The organism is Orrella marina, assembly GCF_003058465.1.
Lineage (GTDB): Bacteria > Pseudomonadota > Gammaproteobacteria > Burkholderiales > Burkholderiaceae_B > Algicoccus > Algicoccus marinus.
This window is the reverse complement of record NZ_CP028901.1, coordinates 1,734,800-1,752,019: the sequence shown is the minus strand read 5'-3', so window position 1 is coordinate 1,752,019 and position 17,220 is coordinate 1,734,800. Positions and strand designations below refer to the sequence as shown.

General features: G+C 54.0%; 18 protein-coding genes, 1 tRNA gene and 1 pseudogene. 15 read left to right on the top strand and 5 right to left on the bottom strand.

What is annotated here, in order from left to right:
* Nucleotides 1-7: 7 nt before the first annotated feature.
* On the bottom strand, nt 8-667 hold the full coding sequence (locus tag DBV39_RS07850) for a helix-turn-helix transcriptional regulator (protein ID WP_227870860.1): 660 nt from the start codon (nt 665-667) through the stop codon (nt 8-10).
* 1,003 nt (nt 668-1,670) lie between these two features.
* On the opposite strand from DBV39_RS07850, the gene DBV39_RS07840 reads away from it, so the two are divergent.
* The gene (locus DBV39_RS07840; RefSeq protein ID WP_227870859.1) at nt 1,671-2,471 is read left to right on the top strand and encodes a SprT-like domain-containing protein; all 801 of its coding nucleotides are present in this window, start codon (nt 1,671-1,673) and stop codon (nt 2,469-2,471) included.
* 142 nt (nt 2,472-2,613) lie between these two features.
* A complete protein-coding gene (locus tag DBV39_RS07835; RefSeq protein WP_108621063.1) occupies nt 2,614-3,438 on the top strand; it encodes a DUF805 domain-containing protein in 825 nt (274 codons plus the stop codon).
* Nucleotides 3,439-3,633: 195 nt separating this feature from the next.
* On the opposite strand, the gene DBV39_RS07830 is transcribed toward DBV39_RS07835, so the two are convergent.
* Nucleotides 3,634-4,044 carry a DUF4168 domain-containing protein gene (locus DBV39_RS07830; RefSeq protein ID WP_108621062.1) on the bottom strand — a complete coding sequence of 137 codons (411 nt, stop codon included), beginning with the start codon at nt 4,042-4,044 and terminating at the stop codon, nt 3,634-3,636.
* 572 nt (nt 4,045-4,616) lie between these two features.
* Between DBV39_RS07830 and DBV39_RS07825 the strand changes: the two are divergent.
* From DBV39_RS07825 to DBV39_RS07820, 3 genes and pseudogenes are all read left to right on the top strand, one after another.
* Nucleotides 4,617-5,422, top strand: a pseudogene (locus tag DBV39_RS07825) (Bug family tripartite tricarboxylate transporter substrate binding protein); the annotation flags it as partial.
* 33 nt (nt 5,423-5,455) lie between these two features.
* Entirely contained in the window at nt 5,456-5,581 is a 126-nt protein-coding gene (locus DBV39_RS20610; RefSeq protein ID WP_407669302.1) for a hypothetical protein, read from the top strand.
* 147 nt (nt 5,582-5,728) lie between these two features.
* Entirely contained in the window at nt 5,729-6,475 is a 747-nt protein-coding gene (locus DBV39_RS07820) for an enoyl-CoA hydratase/isomerase family protein (RefSeq protein ID WP_108621061.1), read from the top strand.
* Nucleotides 6,476-7,095: 620 nt separating this feature from the next.
* Here the strand turns inward: DBV39_RS07820 and DBV39_RS07815 are convergent.
* Entirely contained in the window at nt 7,096-7,854 is a 759-nt protein-coding gene (locus DBV39_RS07815) for an ABC transporter substrate-binding protein (RefSeq protein ID WP_108621060.1), read from the bottom strand.
* 224 nt (nt 7,855-8,078) lie between these two features.
* Between DBV39_RS07815 and DBV39_RS07810 the strand changes: the two genes are divergently transcribed.
* Nucleotides 8,079-8,390: a hypothetical protein gene (locus tag DBV39_RS07810; RefSeq protein ID WP_108621059.1), complete on the top strand. Its 312-nt coding sequence runs from the start codon at nt 8,079-8,081 to the stop codon at nt 8,388-8,390.
* A 287-nt stretch (nt 8,391-8,677) separates the two neighbouring features.
* On the opposite strand, the gene DBV39_RS07805 is transcribed toward DBV39_RS07810, so the two are convergent.
* Both DBV39_RS07805 and DBV39_RS07800 read right to left on the bottom strand, forming a co-directional pair.
* A tRNA-Arg gene (locus tag DBV39_RS07805) sits at nt 8,678-8,754 on the bottom strand.
* 322 nt (nt 8,755-9,076) lie between these two features.
* The gene (locus tag DBV39_RS07800; RefSeq protein ID WP_159078872.1) at nt 9,077-9,271 is read right to left on the bottom strand and encodes a hypothetical protein; all 195 of its coding nucleotides are present in this window, start codon (nt 9,269-9,271) and stop codon (nt 9,077-9,079) included.
* A gap of 175 nt (nt 9,272-9,446) precedes the next feature.
* Here DBV39_RS07800 and DBV39_RS07795 point away from each other — a divergent pair, with 175 nt between their 5' ends.
* From DBV39_RS07795 to ureC, 9 genes are all read left to right on the top strand, one after another.
* Entirely contained in the window at nt 9,447-10,094 is a 648-nt protein-coding gene (locus DBV39_RS07795) for an L-threonylcarbamoyladenylate synthase (RefSeq protein ID WP_108621057.1), read from the top strand.
* Between the two features lie 205 nt (nt 10,095-10,299).
* Nucleotides 10,300-10,950 (top strand): site-2 protease family protein, encoded by a 651-nt coding sequence (locus DBV39_RS07790; RefSeq protein ID WP_108621056.1) that lies wholly within the window; start codon nt 10,300-10,302, stop codon nt 10,948-10,950.
* 109 nt (nt 10,951-11,059) lie between these two features.
* Nucleotides 11,060-11,974: a 4-hydroxy-tetrahydrodipicolinate synthase gene (dapA, locus tag DBV39_RS07785; protein WP_108621055.1), complete on the top strand. Its 915-nt coding sequence runs from the start codon at nt 11,060-11,062 to the stop codon at nt 11,972-11,974.
* Nucleotides 11,974-13,125: an outer membrane protein assembly factor BamC gene (gene bamC, locus DBV39_RS07780; RefSeq protein ID WP_108621054.1), complete on the top strand. Its 1,152-nt coding sequence runs from the start codon at nt 11,974-11,976 to the stop codon at nt 13,123-13,125. The genes dapA and bamC overlap by 1 nt, the downstream gene beginning before the upstream one ends.
* Before the next feature lie 302 nt (nt 13,126-13,427).
* Nucleotides 13,428-14,453, top strand: coding sequence for an urease accessory protein UreD (locus DBV39_RS07775; protein WP_159078871.1), 1,026 nt, complete (start codon nt 13,428-13,430; stop codon nt 14,451-14,453).
* A gap of 64 nt (nt 14,454-14,517) precedes the next feature.
* A complete protein-coding gene (locus tag DBV39_RS07770) occupies nt 14,518-14,820 on the top strand; it encodes an urease subunit gamma (RefSeq protein WP_108621052.1) in 303 nt (100 codons plus the stop codon).
* Between the two features lie 72 nt (nt 14,821-14,892).
* On the top strand, nt 14,893-15,177 hold the full coding sequence (locus DBV39_RS07765; protein ID WP_108621051.1) for a hypothetical protein: 285 nt from the start codon (nt 14,893-14,895) through the stop codon (nt 15,175-15,177).
* The gene (locus DBV39_RS07760) at nt 15,164-15,511 is read left to right on the top strand and encodes an urease subunit beta (protein ID WP_108621050.1); all 348 of its coding nucleotides are present in this window, start codon (nt 15,164-15,166) and stop codon (nt 15,509-15,511) included. Before DBV39_RS07765 ends, DBV39_RS07760 begins: the two co-directional genes overlap by 14 nt.
* The gene (gene ureC, locus DBV39_RS07755; protein ID WP_108621049.1) at nt 15,508-17,220 is read left to right on the top strand and encodes an urease subunit alpha; all 1,713 of its coding nucleotides are present in this window, start codon (nt 15,508-15,510) and stop codon (nt 17,218-17,220) included. Before DBV39_RS07760 ends, ureC begins: the two co-directional genes overlap by 4 nt.

Below are 17,220 nucleotides of genomic sequence, written 5' to 3'. Positions count from 1 at the left end.
TTAGCGTTCAAGTATTAGTAGAGGCGGCCGGGCACTTCCGGATGTTCCGGATGTTCCGGATGTTCCAGACGTCCTGGCCGAAACCATTGAGCCACCATGTCAACTGACCGGAGTCAATGACGGTGGCATGTACCACCTGAAGTCCATACGCGATTTTTTCGACGACCTGGTCTGCGCAATGAGGCGTTTCCAGCAGATGCTGGCCAGCCTCTCGCGTGATGCAGAAGGATAGTTGGATCTTTCTTCCTTCCCCAGAACCGAACCGTCCCTCTGCGTCATAGCAAGCCAGACTGAACTGAGCTGTCGACTCGAAGTTCAATCCGGATGCCTCTGCCTGCTGGATGCGGTGGATGGCGAGACTGCGTTCATTGTCGTCGCCCTCGAATCGACGCACCAGATACCGTCGGGGACCTTTTTGGGCCAGGCCTAGTGGCATAACACGATAGCTGGCCGCCTGTTTTCTGGAAACGTTCAGATAGTCAATGTTCAGCCGGAGATTGCTGTAGAGCGCGGCTGTGACTGCTTCGAATACGTCGGAATGGATCCTGGCTGGCATCAGGGGCTGAGTCGCAATGACCACCCGCACCTTGCGCAACCACAGGCTCTCTGGCGTTGATCTCTCGGCACCGGCCAGATTACTGCGGGCCTGGAAGAAGAAGCCTTCCATGGCCTTCCATGGACTGCATCGCGGAAACGGGTAGCCGGTTCTGCAAGTACTGATGTGCGAGTGCCAGCAACAGGGATTCCTGCTCATTGAGCATTGGCAGGCAGAGCCCTCGAGCCTGTACTTTCCAGCGATACCCAAAAACGGTTTGCTTCGGTCGTATCGCTCGAGAGCAAACTTCCTGACCAGATTCTCAAGTTGTCTTTCGATGCTGCGCTTGCTGCGTTCAGTTCCGCAGGCCATTCAATATCTGTGCAACTCACTCGCTGTGATATCGCGACCTCTAGGAATCCGTTTGATCAACTCGAGCGCAAACTTGACTGGCTATCTGGTATCGGGTTGGGTAGTCATGGACATCCTGGTCCCAGAAAACTGAAGTTGATGAATGCGTATCCGTTCTCGGTGTGTTTGATCTGGACTTCCATAAGACAGCAAGTTATTTTGAGTCAAAGGCTGCCTATCCATTCCCTCTTCCGATCGGAGTCACATGTATAGAGCTCGGCGGTGAGCGGTATCAGTTTCTCCGAGATGATCCTTCTGTCGCCAGATCTGGTGCAGTGTCTCGATGGCAGTTTGCGATAACCGTAAGTTGACTTCGATGACCCTCTCGCAAATGATGCGTGTGTTCGTGTAGCACGGTATCCGGGTGAAGCGATCTGTGTCGATCGTGTCGACAATTGTCCTGAGTGCCAGGCGGGTGTTCGAGTGAGTTCTATGTATTGTCTGGTGTACTGCCATGTCAGGCTTGATTCATGGATGGTTGATGCGATGAATATTGCAATCGGTCGATGTCTTGCCGTAATGGATGAGTGCGACGTCTATGGTCGTTTTTCGCCGAAATCCGATGAGGTTGTACTTCCACACCTGAATCAGCCACTAAAGAATAGTTGTCTTCAGGGAGTTGTGTGACTCGCTTATATTGTCAATGCGAGCTGCCAGTCCGACCCCTGTTTCCTTGTAACCTTAATCCAGTACGCCCCGTTGTGAATCAGATGAGAGTGTCGAGATGACCGCGCCAGATAATTCCGGTGAGCCGAATGTCCATGTTTCTGATCCGCCTGCCTGCATGCCGACTGTGGCTTTCTACGCCCAGTTGCAGCGGGCTTTCGATCACTTCAATCGAGATCTCTTCGAAGGTCGCTTGCCCCCATGCCTGATTACATTGCGATCTTCGAGTCGTCACTATGGCTATCATCACAAGGAGCGGTTCGTGAATCGTCAGGGGCAGATGATCGATGAGCTCGGCCTGCATCCAGGGTTCTTTACCCTTCGACCCGTTGAGGAAGTTCTTTCAACGCTGGTTCATGAAATGGTTCACCACTGGCAGGATTGTTTCGGGAGTCCGACGCGATCTAATCCTCACAACCGTGAGTGGGCCGACAGAATGCGATCCGTCGGGCTAGAGCCCAGTTCAACCGGGTTGCCTGGTGGTGAGTCCGTCGGTCGAGCAGTCAGTCACTACATACTGCCTGAAGGCCCTTTCATGGCGTCTTGCAAGGGACTGCTGGCCGATGGGTTTGAGTTGTCCTGGTTTGACCGCTACTCACCAAGGGAGTCGGTCACAGCCGAGCAACGTCAGCAGGCACTGAAGGAGTCGGGTTTTGCGGTGGAGTTCACGCCACCACCGGTACAGACGATCGTACCTGCGAACCCGGATCGATCGGTCGTGATTACACCTGCTCCCCGAAAGGAGGTCGATAGGGTGAAGTTCAGCTGTTCTGGCTGTGATACAAAAGCGTGGGCATCGAGTCAGGCCGAGTTGCTGTGTGGCCGTTGTAGTCTTCCAATGAGTCACAACGCGCAATGATGGTTGTATCTGGACTGCTGGACTGGCTCGCGTAACATGACCAACTGTGAGCGCAAGCCCCTGACTTTAGTCATGGGGTGGTTCAGGTTCTCGTTATCAGTCAGATGATCAGGCTGTACATTAAAAGCAAGGATCGGTCAGTATGGCTATTGCAAAGCTCTGGTACTACGTGGTTCAAGGTAAACAGGTTGGCCCTGTTCGCTCAGACGAGTTCGAGAGTCTGATCTCGCAGGGCATCATTAATCCGTCCACACTGGTTTGGGCCGAGGGGATGGCGGACTGGGAAAGGGCTGATCGTCACTTTAATGGCCTCAAGCAATCTGTTCCGCCTCCAATTGGCCGCACGCCAGGTCATGGGTCGTCCGAATCCGGCATGAATGATGTCAAGTCAGGGTCCGGTACGTATTTCGATGCGAAGGTGTCTGGATCTTCAGGGGCGATGAGCCCGGGAAACGGCAATCCGCACATTGGAGCAGACGGGCTTTATATTCATTCGCCTAGTCGCACCTTCAGCGGCGCTGTTGCGACGTGTTTGAATAAATACGCGAATTTCTCGGGGAGAGCGAGTCGTTCCGAGTATTGGTACTTCGTTCTTTTCACGATTTTTGTCAACATGATTGCGTCGATCATCGACTCAATCATCTTTGGTACTTCATCGTTTGGGGAAGACTATGGACCAGTCAGTTCGCTCGTCTGGCTAGGTCTTCTTTTACCTTCGCTGGCAGTGGGATGGAGGCGCCTGCATGATATCAACCGCTCAGGGTGGTGGATCGGCGGACTGTTTCTGATGATCCCGGCGTTCACCCTGATTCTGCCATTCCTGTTTCCAGCACTGTTCTACAGCGAGAATTCGGAGTGGATTGGTTTTTTTCTGGTCATTCCCGGGATTCTGCTCTTTTTATACCTGATCGTGCTGTTCTTCTTTTCATGTACGAAGGGAGACCTCGCCCCCAATCGATACGGTTAAGGATCAGTCCGCCGCAAGTTTGTTCTGACGCAGTTTCAAATGCTGTCGACATTCATTCGTTGATTTGGCCATGCGTGAATTTCGGTTGAAATAATCCAGGGAGGCACTGCAGCCTCCCTGGCGAGTATCGAGCGGGTGACGGCAGCATCAAGCCGAGCTTGCGCATTCGCTCTCAAACAATTAACAAATGAGTGGTTAATTGATCATCTGGGTGACCCTGTTGGCCAGACTCTGGTCAACCTGAACGGCCTGATTGATCTGCAGAAATTTATCCACACTGATTCCCTCTGCGCGAATGGCCCGGACCATGTCCTGATCCGCTTGCTGGATCAGCACTTGCTGATCAGCCTCGGACGGTGCGGATTGTACTTTCGGCCTGTATTCGTTCGTGATTTCGTTGACTTTCTCTGCAGCAGCGACGTACGTCTTGATATCCTGGTCACTGAAATCGGTAGCGGGTGCGGCTTGCTGGGCGGGTGTGACCTGTGAGGTTGCGGGCGAGTTCCCTTGCTGGTTGGTCTGTGAGTTTGCAGATGCGATTGGGGCAAATGCCAGTGTAGCGAGAAGGGCGGTACCGGTTGCGGCAATAGAAAGCTTTTTCTTCATTCATTCTCCTGACAGATAGGACACCAATGTCCGTTTGATACGGTTCTCACTCTAACAAGTCAGTAGCATTCGAGTAAACCCGAATATGTAAGCGCACGTAAATGCCACTGGTTGCACGACACGCGTTAGGTAAGTAAATGGCGAGATTCATATGATCTGAATAACCCAGAAATGTCAGGCAGTTGAGAGTGGCGGTTTACTCCCTTGCGAGTAGCATGGTCTGCTCACGTTTTATTACAACTCGGGTCAAGTGGACCGCGAGGGCGGTGTCGAAGGAGGTCGCAACGGCTGGTAAAGATCGTTTGATACTGGCGTACTCTTCGGGTCCAGTAATGTTGAGAGAGCGTTCTGTCCGTGGCGCCCCAAGGCCCACGGTTTAGTTCAATGTCGTGCCTGACCCCCCCCGCGTAGAAATCTCCGGCCGTGGGACCTGGGAGGACGTCTGGGGCTCTGTGTCGGGAATCTCTAGACCTGAGTGGGTCTTTCTGGTTTCATGAACCGGCACGCAGTAATCAAGTGCAAGTTTCTCCATGATGGATGGAGAAACTTATAAATAAAACGGGGAAATCAATATGAAACTCAAACGCACAGTGCTTGTCGGCGCGTTAAGCGCGATGTTCGCGATGACGGCGGCGCAGGCTGAAGGCTATCCGGACCGTCCAATCAAGGTGTTGGTCGGGTACAGTGCGGGTGGTTCCGGCGATACGATTGCTCGTATAGTCACATCAGCAATGTCGGACAAACTAGGCCAGCCCATCATTGTAGAAAACAGACCCGGTGCCGGGAGCACGATCGCTTCCAATGCACTGGCAAATGCACCTAAAGATGGGTACACGCTTGGGCTTGCCACGGGTAACCTTTATGGCGTGGATGAGTTCGCCTACAAAGTCAGTTACACCCCAGAGGATTTTACGCCGATTAATCTCCTGGCCAGTTACCCTCTGATTCTTGCCGTCAACGCGGAGAAAGGCCCCAAGACATTTGCAGAATTTGCCGAGAAGGCCGAGAAGAATCCCGGTACGATGTTCTATTCCACTTCAGGTGTTGCCGGTTCTCCCCACACATCATCGGTGATGTTGCAGGAATTCATGAACACGACGTTCACACACGTTCCCTACAAAGGTGGCAAACCCGCTCTGATGGCCGTGGCTGCTGGTGATGTGGACTTCTCAATGGGTACGGCACCGTCAGTGTTGCCCTTGGTCAGGGTGACAAAATCAGAATGCTGGCAGTTTCGACAGCTGAGCGTTCAGCAGTGGCACCTGATCTGCCGACGATCGCCGAGTCAGGTGTCGACGGGTTCGATTTCAGTTTCTGGTTTGGAATGTTCGGTCCTGCTGGTCTACCGGAAGATGTGACCAAGAAATTGTTTGAGGCAACAAAGGATGTTCTCGAGGATCCTGCGGTCCGGATGAAACTGCTAACTGCTGGCAGTGAGGCGGGATCATTTGAGTCTCCTGCGGCCTTTGAGGCGTTTGCCCGCAAGAACGGCGCATTTACGCTTGATCGCGTCAAGAGGGCCAATGCGCTTGAGTAATCATGCAGTTGGGTGATCTTTTAACCTATTGACATTGTCAGCATCTGGCAGGAGGTCATCCAGATACCCGGTTGACCTCCTGCATTCTTTCCATCTCAGTCAGGCGGGTGAATACCGCCTCCGCTTTACACCAACTCAGGAACAAAAATGGGGACTCCCGAACTCACCATCGATGGCCATCTGGCTGTGATCAAATTGCGCCGTCCTGATCAGGCCAATCGCCTTGGGCCGGACGATCTGCAGACCATTTTCAAGCACCTGCAAACAGTCAACGACGCTCCCGAAGTGCGCGTGTTACGTATTGAATCTGAAGGTAAATATTTTTGCAGTGGATTTGACATCAAGAAGCTCGGCGGAGAGCGTGTCGTCGACTTTGAGGACGTTGTGGACCGACTTGAGACTTTGAGGCCAGTCACAATTGCGGTCTTGCATGGTGGAGTCTACGGTGGTGCGACGGACCTGGCTCTTGCGTGTGACTTCAGGGTCGGCTCAGACAAGACCAACATGTTCATGCCAGCAGCCAGACTTGGTTTGCATTATTACGAATCAGGTATGGAACGTTATGTTCAGCGTCTGGGCATCAACACAGCCAAACGGCTCTTTTTGACTGCCGAGCAGATCGATGCGCAAGAGATGCTCAATGTTGGCTATTTGACGCACCTCGTCGAGTCTGAGTCACTTGGTGAAAAAGTTGCGAATCTCACTGCCACCTTGATTGCTATGGCGCCACTTGCCTGTCTGGGCATGAAGAAACACCTGACGCGCATATCTCAGGGCAAGCTGGATCGGCAGGACCTTGAAAAAGATATCAAGGTGGTCATGGCATCAGAAGACCTCCAGGAGGGTCGCACCGCCTGGTCAGAAAAGAGAAAGCCGGTATTCAAGGGTAGGTAAACCGAATCTTTGATTCTGCTTTGCGTATCAAAGATGGCGGTTTCGGGCTGGCTTGTACATTTGCGTCGAGCCGGTCCTGTCTGCGTGTTCGGGTATCGGGTCAGTTCTGGTGCCGCTCCTTGCTGAACCCGTGCGATCAGGGTCAGTGCTCAGCGCGAAGCTGGGTGCATGAGTGGCTTGTTTTTCGTCATGGCCGCTATTCGCATTTGATGGTGTGCAAGACCGCCTCCCCAATGTTGCTGCTCCACCCGATCGTTTGCCCCTGGTGGGTACCTCGGTAAACGTCTTTCAGTGAAAATCAGGGCAATACCTTTCAACGGGTTAGCCAGAGAATTCGTGAGAACGGCTGGTTATTCGACGCGTCCAGGTCGACAACCGTGGCGCAATTATCTGCGCCATGATCGACCTGATTGAATTGCAGGAGCTTTTCGACACTGGGAGTTAATGTCCGAAAGGCTCGAGCCACGTCCTGGTTTTTCGGATCTCATGAACGTACTTTGACAGGTGGCGACCACCGCTCAAGTGCCCAGTAAATGGTGCCTAGCACGGAGTCGGTTCTACTTGCCTGTCAGTAACAGTGCGCTCAAGCAGGAGGGCTTCAGTTGCGGATTGTCATCGACTCAACCAGATTGTGCGATTGGATCAATGTCTGGATCTTGCGCAGGTGCTATGCCCGCCCCAGAGATGCCGTGGCGCTCCAAAGCATTGGCTAATAGTCCTTCAGCTTTTACTCTCTCAATGAAATGACGCAGGTATTGTATTGCTTGCGAGCCACGGTCTTTGTGCATGCCCATTGCCTGGCGAATGACCATGAAGCGGCCGTCAAGCATACGCAGTCCAGTCTGGTGCGTCAGATCCGCCTGAAGTTGCTGGCGTACACCTGCTGCCACTTGCGCGCCACTATCGAGGAATGTCTTGATAACGGTTTGAGATGTCTCGGCACGCACGATCTCTGCCTGCTTGAGCGATCTGGACAGATACAGATCGTATGCGCTGCCTTTGCCAACCACAACCCGGTTGCCTTTGGTGTCGACTTCTTCGTTGGAGCGAATAGATGAGTCCTCACGTACCACGTAGGCCCCTTCAATGAGCACATACGGGTTGGTAAACGCGATGTGTTCTGCGCGATTCGGGTCGATCGCAAAAAAACCGATATCTGCGAGACCTGTTTCGACAGCTTCGACAGACTTGGCTGCTTTGTCAAACACCACTAGCTCGATGTCAATGTCTAGTGATTGCGCAAGACGGGTCGCCAGGTCAACTGAAACTCCGCTTGCCTGGCCAGGACCAATGGCTTTTGCAAGCACTGCGTTGCCGGTGTTGATTGATGCGCGCAAAACGCCGGTTGGCGCAAATTGTCTGACCAAGTCCTGATCCATACGGTTTCCTCTCTACAATTACAAGGGTGGTGAAATTTGAACTGTTGGTGTGGCCACGACTTTCGCCCGATCGCTTTCAGGTCATCATACAAGTGACGTAAGTCTCAGGTGTGTGACTCTAAATGTCATTCGAATGTCAGAGCTAAATTTAGCACTTCGCGCTCGAAATGAGCGTACCGATTCTGGACTACCTGGATTAATGTAATCAACAAGGCCAGTGCTGTATGGGGGAACTTCTCAACGCAACACACGCTGAACACGTCCTGATAGCGCTCACTATTCAAGGCTTGTTTGTGCTCGGATTTAGCGTTTTTCGACTTGCTGACGGTGTGTGGTACGGCGCTGTGTTTGTTCTGGCCGTCTTCCTGGGAAGAGAGCATGCACAGCGTGAATACAAGCTTGGCGAACCGAGCAGGCTTGCAGGCTATGAGGCTTTCGACTTCTGGCGATGGTCACCAGATGCTCTGCTGGACTTGTGCTTGCCCGTTGTTGCTGTATTTGTGGTCGCAATGAGCGTCAGTCGCTTTCGGCGTTAGGCTGGTTTTAATGAGACAGAGTCCAAAGCCGATGTGCAGTCTCGAACCCAGAGACCGATGTGCAGTCTCGAACCCAGAGACAGGCGTCCGGTCATATGCTGGCTGTTCTGAACGTGTCCATTTGCATGATCTCGTGCGTAAAAACTGCGTACCAGATTAGCAAATGCGTTTCGTTCTCGGTCGAGTTGGCTAAGTTATGAGTGCTTTCACCCACCATTCACGCATCATAATCTCATAGAGAAATGGAAGTGGAGATACGTGCATCAGGATCTGTATAGGCGTAATCATGGCGCCCCCGGCGTGACTCGAACACGCAACCACCCGCTTAGAAGGCGGGTGCTCTATCCAGTTGAGCTACGGGGACATCATTTCATGCATATGTACTTGCGAAGGACATTGTAACGTGTTGTTGAGTTGCGTGTTGGAGCCAGGCTCTGTCACAGGTCCGCAGACATCATTTGCCTGGGAATATTGCCCTGCAGGCAGATGGTCTGGAAGCATATTGAGTTGCTTGACTGGTAATTTGACTGGTTAATTCAATTGGTTTCAATTAGTCAAGTTTGTCCGGTTTCTTGTGTGATCCACGCTAACCACAATCGCGACCGCCGATTGGGTCCAGCGCAATGGTCTGGCGTTGAGCTTGTTGTGTGTCGCAAGGAATATCTTGATGGTTTCTCGCAGATGTTTCACTCTGGTGATGCATACACGGTAAAGGGCTCTACGCTCGAGTTGACCGGACCATCGTTCATGCGCATTGAATCAGGACGCAGGGGCAATTGTGGCTGGGTTCTGTCCAGGGTCTGGTTCTGCGTCCTCTCATCGAAGGACGGCAACATCGCATTGTCGAGTGCAATCTCCTCACACATAGATGTATCAAGCAAACAATGTGTTGGCTCATTGACCATGAGCATAGGGTCGGTTTGCTTTGTGTTGTAACCGCTACTATGCTGCACGTGGTATGTTTGAGGACTAATGACGTCTTGCGATGCTTTTTCTGCGAGTTATGTCATGCCATCGTTTTTCATTCTTCTATTCTTTTATTGAGCCGAGTGTTCAATGAGTCACTTACTTCAGGTTCATCCGACCAATCCTCAGGCCCGGCTGATCGGCCAGGCTGTCGACATGATCGAATCGGGCGGCGTCCTGGCCACGCCGACCGATTCAGGTTACGCACTGGTTGCACGGCTCGATGACAAAGATGCCGCCGACCATATGCGACGTCTGCGTGGTCTGGACTCTCGTCATCATCTGACGATTCTGTGTCGCGACCTGTCGGACATCAGTCTTTACGCAAAAGTCGACAATGCCCAGTACAGGCTCCTCAAGCTGGCGACACCAGGACCTTGGACGTTTATTCTGCAGGCAACGCGCGAAGTGCCCAAGCGGGTTTCTCATCCGTCACGCAAGACGATCGGTATTCGAGTACCTGAGCACGCAGTACTGCAGGCTCTGTTGGCCCAGTCAACGACGCCATTGCTCTCGACAACACTCATTCCCCCTGGTGAAGAAGCGCCGGTGGTTGATCCGGAAGACGTGATGCAACAGTTTGGCAAGCGGGTGCAGGGAGTGATTGATGCGGGTAACTGTGCCTGGGAGCCGACAACCGTGATAGATCTGTCCGGATCTGTTCCGGAAGTTCAGCGGCTCGGGCGGGGGATCCGACGACAATCGGCCTGGCGTGACGAACATCCCTCTGAGCGTTGAAATCACCGGGTTGACCAGGTGTGGCTCCAGGCGGCAATCCCCTGGAGCCAGTCGGGCGGTCAGAAAGAGGCAGATGAACCGTGTCGCTATGACAGAAGCGTCGTGTTTTCACAAGGGTTTTGAGTGCTCTGCAATCATCTTTAAGGCAAGAGGTTGCAGGCAATGAGTAACGCACAATGAAAGGTGCATATATGCCAGGTAATTCATGGGTGATCTGATTCAGACGATATCGCTTTACGCATTGCCAGTAATCTTTGCGATAACGCTTCATGAAGCTGCGCATGGTTATGTGGCAAGAATGCTTGGGGATCCGACTGCTACGCAGGAAGGGCGTGTCACGCTCAATCCGATTCCGCACATTGATCCGGTCGGTACTATTCTGGTGCCGTTGGGTATTCTCCTCATGTCGAAGATGATGGGAGGACCGCCGCTTCTGTTTGGATGGGCCAAGCCGGTGCCTGTCAACTTTGGACGGTTACGCAAACCCAAACAGGACATGCTATGGGTGGCGCTGGCCGGGCCCGGTGCGAATCTGTTTATGGCAATCCTCTGGGCAATAGGATTGCGGCTCATGTTCGAGGGGGGCGCCGGTATGGATAGTTTCTGGTTCCAGATGGCGATTGTTGGTATCCAGATCAACCTGATCCTGATGGCCTTGAACCTCTTTCCGCTTCCGCCGCTAGATGGTGGACGGGTTGTGTTCAGCCTCTTGCCGAACCATCTGGCGTGGCAGTATGGCAAGATTGAGCCGTATGGCATGATGATCCTGATCCTGTTGCTAGTGACCGGTGTGCTGTGGTCGTTGCTGCAGCCGTTTCTGGCATTCGGTAACTGGATTGTGCAGATGTTTCTATAGAATGCCCCGGACTGCACGTAGTGCGCTCGTTCCGTTAAACTAGTAAACAACATTTACCGGTCGGGCGAATTGCCGCCTGTCCGTTCGTCCTTATTGTCCGGTACCCGAAATGAATTCTTCCGATACGACTCAAGCAGTAGAGTATCCCCAGTTCAGGGGAAGCATGGTTGCACTCGTGACACCCATGCATCCAGATGGCAGCCTCGATCGGGACGGCTACCGTAATTTAATTGACTGGCATGTCAGAGAGGGGACCGATGCGCTGGTCGTGGTGGGAACCTCGGGCGAGTCACCGACCGTGGATATGGATGAGCATGCCGAGTTGATCCAGATTGCGGTCGAACATGCTGCTGGGCGGATTCCGGTTATTGCAGGTGTTGGTGCCAACTCAACCGCTGAGGCGATCCATCTGGCCGAGCACGCGAGTAACGTGGGGGCCAAGGCTGGTCTGTCCGTCGTTCCTTACTACAACAAACCGTCGCAGGAAGGGATGTATCGCCACTTCGTGGCGATACAGGAAGCGGTCGGGCTTCCGACTATTTTGTATAACGTTCCTGGGCGCACGGTCGCAGACCTGTCCAGCGAGACAATCGTGCGTCTGGCTCAGGTGCCCGGCATCATTGGCATCAAGGATGCAACGGGTGACATTGGCCGTCTAGGCATGCTGATGCGGGAACTGCCGGATTCATTTCAAGTCATCAGTGGTGATGACCCTACCGCTGCAGCTCTGATTCTGCTTGGAGGACGTGGCAATATTTCAGTGACGGCCAACATCGCTCCTCGCGCGATGCATGAGCTTTGCATTGCTGCGCTTGAGGGTGATCTGGTTCGCGTGAGAGAGCTCAACAGCAAGCTTGCAAAGCTCAATAAATTGTTGTTTGTTGAAGGCAATCCAATCCCGGTCAAGTGGGCGCTGGCACAGATGGGGCGTATTTCGGGTGGTATTCGACTGCCACTGTGTGAGTTGGGTCCCCAGTTTCATGAGGGCCTACGGGCTGCGTTGGTGGAGGCAGATTTACTGTGATGAGAATTTCAGGCGGCCATATTGGTCGGGTAGTGCAAGTGTCATGTATGGTGGGCCTGGCGGTGTCGCTGTCAGCTTGTCAGACGGTCAAAGAAACCCTCGGTGGAGAAAACGCTGTCGATTACCAGTCTGTTGTGCGCACAGACCCTCTGAGCATTCCTCCTGATTTGACGCAGGCTGCCGCAGATCCGCGGTATCGGGCGCCGGCAACCGGTGTCACGACCTACAGCCAGTTTCAGAACCAGACCGGTGCTGCTGACCAGCGTGGATCATCCGCGCTGACTCAGGTTGCTGTGTTGCCGACCTATCCAGGCATCGAAGTCAAGCGTGACGGCAACCTTCGCTGGCTGATCGTAGACAGTCCGCCAAGTGCGCTGTTTCCGAAGATTGAGGAGTTCTGGTACGAGAACGGCTTTAACCTTGAAGTGATTGATCCCAAAGCTGGCATCATGATTACCAACTGGGCCGAGAACCGGGCAAAGATCCCGGAGTCCTGGTTGCGACAACTGCTTGGCTCAGTGCTCGAGACTGCATACGACAGCGGGGAACGTGACAAGTTCAGGACCATTTTCGAGCGTGACGGTGAGAATCGTACTGCGATTTACGTGAGTCACGAGCATATGGTTGAGCAACGTTATGGAATCGAGGATGATCAGGTTCGCTGGGATAGAGGTCGTGAGGATCCCGGCCTGAATGCTGCCATGTTGGCCCGTATGATGGTGTTTCTAGGAGAGAGCTCAGAAGAGGCGCGTCGCAAGATGATGTCCGCCCAGGAGCAGCAACTGGCCCCGGTCGTCGAGAACCTGATCAGCACCGATGGCATGTTTGTGATTGAGGACGGCTTTGATCAGAGCTGGCGTCGCGTTGGCCTGGCGCTTGATTCCGGTAACTTTGCAGTTGAAGACAGAGATCGTTCTGCCGGTAACTTCTACGTGCGTTATGTGGATACCGACACGGGACAGTCGCGTGAAGAACCATCGTTCTTTGCCAAGCTGTTCGGTGCAGAAGCACCGGCTCCCGCGCAACTGTATCGTCTGAACCTGCAAGCCGACGGTGACAGGACTATTGTTCGTGTCTACGACCCTGACAATGTCCAGGATGCGACCGCAACTGGCAAGCGGATTCTGACTGTCCTTTCCGAGCGACTCTGATCACGCTGTAAACAGACGAGCGTCGGGTCGATACCCCTTGACTCGATGCCTCTGTTATACCAAGCCCCGGAACTTTGCCTTTGGCACTGCTCTGGGGCTTTTTTATTCCGAAGGCTCCAGAAGCAGGATTGTGTTCCAGGGTGGTGCTCGATATTGCACCACTCTGGGTAGCTTGCTTTATTTTGCACCGGATCTGTGCCTGAATTCTCACGGCTCGCTCCGGGTGCACTTGAATGAATCCCGCTGGCATGAAACTTGCATGATATTCAGCATGTTTGATCTGAGACATGGCGGGATTCCTGATGCTGACAACGTTGACTCGTGCAGAGACTGACGATCGCCGTAGCCACCGGCGGATCCTGGCTGTGCGCGACGGGGGTAATGATGCAGCGGCCGCCGCTGCTTCGGCATCAGTCAAGGATGGACCAACCGGCTGGCGTGCTGCTCTGGAATTGCGTTTCAGCGCCCGTGCTGACGTTAATCCCGACGTTAATCCCGACGTTCGGCCACACGCGCCTGGTGTCTCAGGTGGTGATTCGTCGCCTGACAAAAGACGGGTTCGCCAGACCGTACTGCGTCATCGACACGTGGGCCCACTCAGGATTCAGAAGGCCTTGTATCCGGAAGGTCAGGACTGTTGTCATGCGGTGATGATTCATCCGCCGGGCGGCATCGCCTGCTCGGATCATCTTTGCGTAGACGTTCAGGTCGAGGCCAACAGTCATGGTCTGATTCTCACACCAGCGGCGACTAAATGGTATGGCGCGTTTGGCTCATCGGAGCAGGCGTCACAAACTATCGCACTCGATGTGCAGGGTGTTCTCGAGTGGTTGCCCGCAGAGACAATTGTCTTTGATCAGGCCCGGGTCAGATCATTGATAGACATGAATATAGGACCCCAGGGTCAGATGTTCGGTTGGGATCAGCTCATTTTTGGACGTAGAGGATGCGATGAGTCCTTTGAGACCGGAATGTTTGATCAGCGGATGCAGTTGCAATTCGGGCCGGAGCGGGTATGGATTGATCGTATGCGTCTGTGCGGTTCGGATCCGCTGTTTCAGTCCCCACTTGGATTTTCCGGGTGTGACAGTTGCCAGACAGCGTGGATGGTCACTAGCGCGTCAGATCCTGTGACTGACGACCTGCTTGATGCGGCTAGGCAGACGCACCCTGACATTGCCTTTTCAAGAATTCATCCTCGTGTACTGGTTATGCGATCGCTTGCCAGTGCCTCGATCTTGCGCAGCCGGTTCGAGCGTCTGTGGCACTGGGTGCGACCACGCTGGATCAGACGCCAGCCTCATACGCCGAGATTATGGGCGACCTGATATCCATGATCTTGATCCTCGATACCTCGACACTTCAACGTACTGACCTTCAAGCGGAATCTTCATGGACCTGACACCTAGAGAGAAAGACAAGTTGCTGATCTTCACTGCTGCCCTGCTGGCTGAGCGACGGCTTGCGCGTGGGCTAAAGCTGAATGTTCCGGAGGCAATCGCCTTGATCACGGCTGCCATTCTGGAGGGGGCTAGAGACGGAAGAACTGTTGCCGAGTTGATGGCATCGGGGCGTGAGGTTTTGAGGCGGGATCAGGTGATGCCAGGGGTGGCCGAGTTGATTCCTGATATTCAGGTAGAGGCCACGTTCCCGGATGGCACCAAACTGGTCACTGTTCACCATCCGATTATCTGATCCGGATAACACACATCTGTGGCTGCTAGTGCCTGTTTTCTTTTCCCGTTTCATTTATCAAAGGAGTTCATCATGGGTCTGATTATTGCTGGGTTGCGGTCTTATTTTGGGGCGCTGGCAGGGTTCTTCGTGTCTGGAGTGGCCTTGGCCCATGACGGGCACGGGAACACACCTTGGCACGCAGTGCTGCATATGCTGGAAGATAGTGGGGCCATTCTGCTGCTGGCACTGGTCTTGATGGTTGCATTGCTCGTCTTGCGTGCGCGAAGACAGCGCGGCACAACAACCACGATGGTGCAAACAAAGACCATCAGATCGAATCAGGCCAGAACGGGAGATTCACATGACTCCCGGTGAGCTACTGGTCGACCCAGGCGAACTTGAATTGAATGTGAACCGCCCGACACTGCTTGTTCGGGTCGTCAATCGGGGTGATCGTCCTGTGCAGGTCGGCTCGCATTATCACTTCGCGGAAGTAAATGATCTGCTCTCGTTCAATCGCGAGGCAGCAAGAGGGTTCCGGCTCAACATCGCGGCCGGGACTGCCGTGAGATTTGAACCTGGTCAGGAGCGTGAAGTCGAGTTGGTTGCGTTTGCCGGCGATCGTCATGTCTATGGATTTCAGGGACGGGTCATGGGTGGCCTTGACGAGCTTTTCAAACAGCGGTCAGATAGTGAGGGTGCGAGATGAAGATATCCCGACAGGCGTATGCGGAGATGTTCGGTCCGACAACCGGAGACCGGATCAGACTTGCGGACACTGCGCTCATTGCCGAGGTGGAGAAGGACCATACCGTGTACGGGGAAGAGGTCAAGTTTGGCGGCGGCAAAGTGATTCGAGATGGAATGGGTCAGTCGCAGCGTATGTCACAAGATTGTGCCGATACGGTGCTGACCAATGCGCTGATCATCGACTGGTGGGGAATCGTCAAGGCCGATATCGGCATCAAGAATGGTCGCATCCAGGGAATCGGCAAGGCAGGTAATCCGGATGTTCAGCCAGGGGTGTCGATCGTTATTGGTCCTGCCACGGAGATCATCGCGGCCGAGGGCATGATTGTGACCGCCGGAGGCGTCGACAGTCACATCCACTTTATCTGCCCGCAGCAAATCGAGCACGCACTGGCAAGCGGTGTGACAACCATGCTTGGAGGCGGAACTGGACCCGCGACGGGTACGCTGGCGACAACGGTGACACCAGGACCATGGCATATTGCGCGCATGTTGCAGGCGGCCGAGGCTTATCCGATGAATCTGGGGTTTCTAGGCAAAGGCAATGTGTCTTTGCCCGGGCCCTTGCATGAGCAGATACAGGCTGGCGCTATCGGACTCAAACTGCATGAGGACTGGGGCAGCACGCCGGCGGCGATTGATAACTGTCTGACTGTAGCCGATCAGACAGACACGCAGGTCGCCATCCATACCGATACGCTGAATGAGTCCGGTTTCGTGGAGGCCACGCTGGCCGCGATCAATGGCAGGGTGATTCACACCTATCATACGGAAGGGGCGGGAGGCGGACATGCGCCGGACATCATCCGGGCCTGCGGTGAGCCCAATGTGCTGCCGTCCTCAACCAATCCGACCCGACCATACACGATCAACACCATCGACGAGCATCTGGACATGCTGATGGTTTGCCATCATCTGGATGCCTCGATCGCAGAGGATATCGCCTTTGCGGAGAGTCGGATTCGGCGTGAAACAATTGCAGCTGAAGACATCCTGCACGACATTGGCGCGTTTTCCATGATCTCGTCGGATAGCCAGGCAATGGGGCGAGTGGGCGAAGTCATTACTCGCACCTGGCAGACTGCGCACAAGATGAAAGTTCAGCGCGGCTCGCTTAGCGATGGCGGGCTTACGGACAGTGCCAGTAACGATAATCTGCGTATCCGACGTTATGTCGCAAAGTACACAATCAATCCAGCGATCGCGCACGGGATATCTCACGAGGTCGGGTCGGTCGAGGTTGGCAAGCTGGCTGATCTGGTGCTCTGGCGCCCCGGTTACTTTGGTGTCAAGCCGTCCATCATCGTCAAGGGCGGGATGATTGCCATGGCTCTCATGGGAGATCCGAACGCTTCAATTCCTACTCCGCAGCCGGTGCACTACCGCGACCAGTTTGGAACGGCAGGTCTGGCGATGGCAACAACCAGCATGACGTTTATCTCGCAGGCAGCCAGTCAGAACGGGGTGCCGCAACAGCTTGGTCTGAGGCGACTGATGGGGGTCGTTCGTGGCGTGCGCCAGATCTCCAAGCGCGACATGCTGCTCAATGATGCAATGCCACGGATTACTGTCAATCCCGAGAACTACAAAGTTCATGCGGATGGGGTGCTGCTGGACTGTGAACCTGCTCATGAACTTCCCATGGCACAACGCTATTTTCTGTTCTAG

Bases quoted from the DNA above. Each gene is read 5' to 3' on its own strand.
- DBV39_RS07810 (WP_108621059.1), top strand. From the start codon at position 8,079: ATGGGGGAACTTCTCAACGCAACACACGCTGAACACGTCCTGATAGCG.
- DBV39_RS07815 (WP_108621060.1), bottom strand. From the start codon at position 7,854: ATGGATCAGGACTTGGTCAGACAATTTGCGCCAACCGGCGTTTTGCGC.
- dapA (WP_108621055.1), top strand. From the start codon at position 11,060: ATGAATTCTTCCGATACGACTCAAGCAGTAGAGTATCCCCAGTTCAGG.
- DBV39_RS07850 (WP_227870860.1), bottom strand. From the start codon at position 667: ATGGAAGGCTTCTTCTTCCAGGCCCGCAGTAATCTGGCCGGTGCCGAG.
- DBV39_RS07820 (WP_108621061.1), top strand. From the start codon at position 5,729: ATGGGGACTCCCGAACTCACCATCGATGGCCATCTGGCTGTGATCAAA.
- DBV39_RS07790 (WP_108621056.1), top strand. From the start codon at position 10,300: ATGGGTGATCTGATTCAGACGATATCGCTTTACGCATTGCCAGTAATC.
- DBV39_RS07765 (WP_108621051.1), top strand. From the start codon at position 14,893: ATGGGTCTGATTATTGCTGGGTTGCGGTCTTATTTTGGGGCGCTGGCA.
- DBV39_RS07830 (WP_108621062.1), bottom strand. From the start codon at position 4,044: ATGAAGAAAAAGCTTTCTATTGCCGCAACCGGTACCGCCCTTCTCGCT.
- DBV39_RS07770 (WP_108621052.1), top strand. From the start codon at position 14,518: ATGGACCTGACACCTAGAGAGAAAGACAAGTTGCTGATCTTCACTGCT.
- DBV39_RS07760 (WP_108621050.1), top strand. From the start codon at position 15,164: ATGACTCCCGGTGAGCTACTGGTCGACCCAGGCGAACTTGAATTGAAT.
- DBV39_RS07840 (WP_227870859.1), top strand. From the start codon at position 1,671: ATGACCGCGCCAGATAATTCCGGTGAGCCGAATGTCCATGTTTCTGAT.
- ureC (WP_108621049.1), top strand. From the start codon at position 15,508: ATGAAGATATCCCGACAGGCGTATGCGGAGATGTTCGGTCCGACAACC.
- DBV39_RS07795 (WP_108621057.1), top strand. From the start codon at position 9,447: ATGAGTCACTTACTTCAGGTTCATCCGACCAATCCTCAGGCCCGGCTG.
- DBV39_RS07775 (WP_159078871.1), top strand. From the start codon at position 13,428: ATGCTGACAACGTTGACTCGTGCAGAGACTGACGATCGCCGTAGCCAC.
- DBV39_RS20610 (WP_407669302.1), top strand. From the start codon at position 5,456: ATGAAACTGCTAACTGCTGGCAGTGAGGCGGGATCATTTGAGTCTCCT.
- bamC (WP_108621054.1), top strand. From the start codon at position 11,974: ATGAGAATTTCAGGCGGCCATATTGGTCGGGTAGTGCAAGTGTCATGT.
- DBV39_RS07835 (WP_108621063.1), top strand. From the start codon at position 2,614: ATGGCTATTGCAAAGCTCTGGTACTACGTGGTTCAAGGTAAACAGGTT.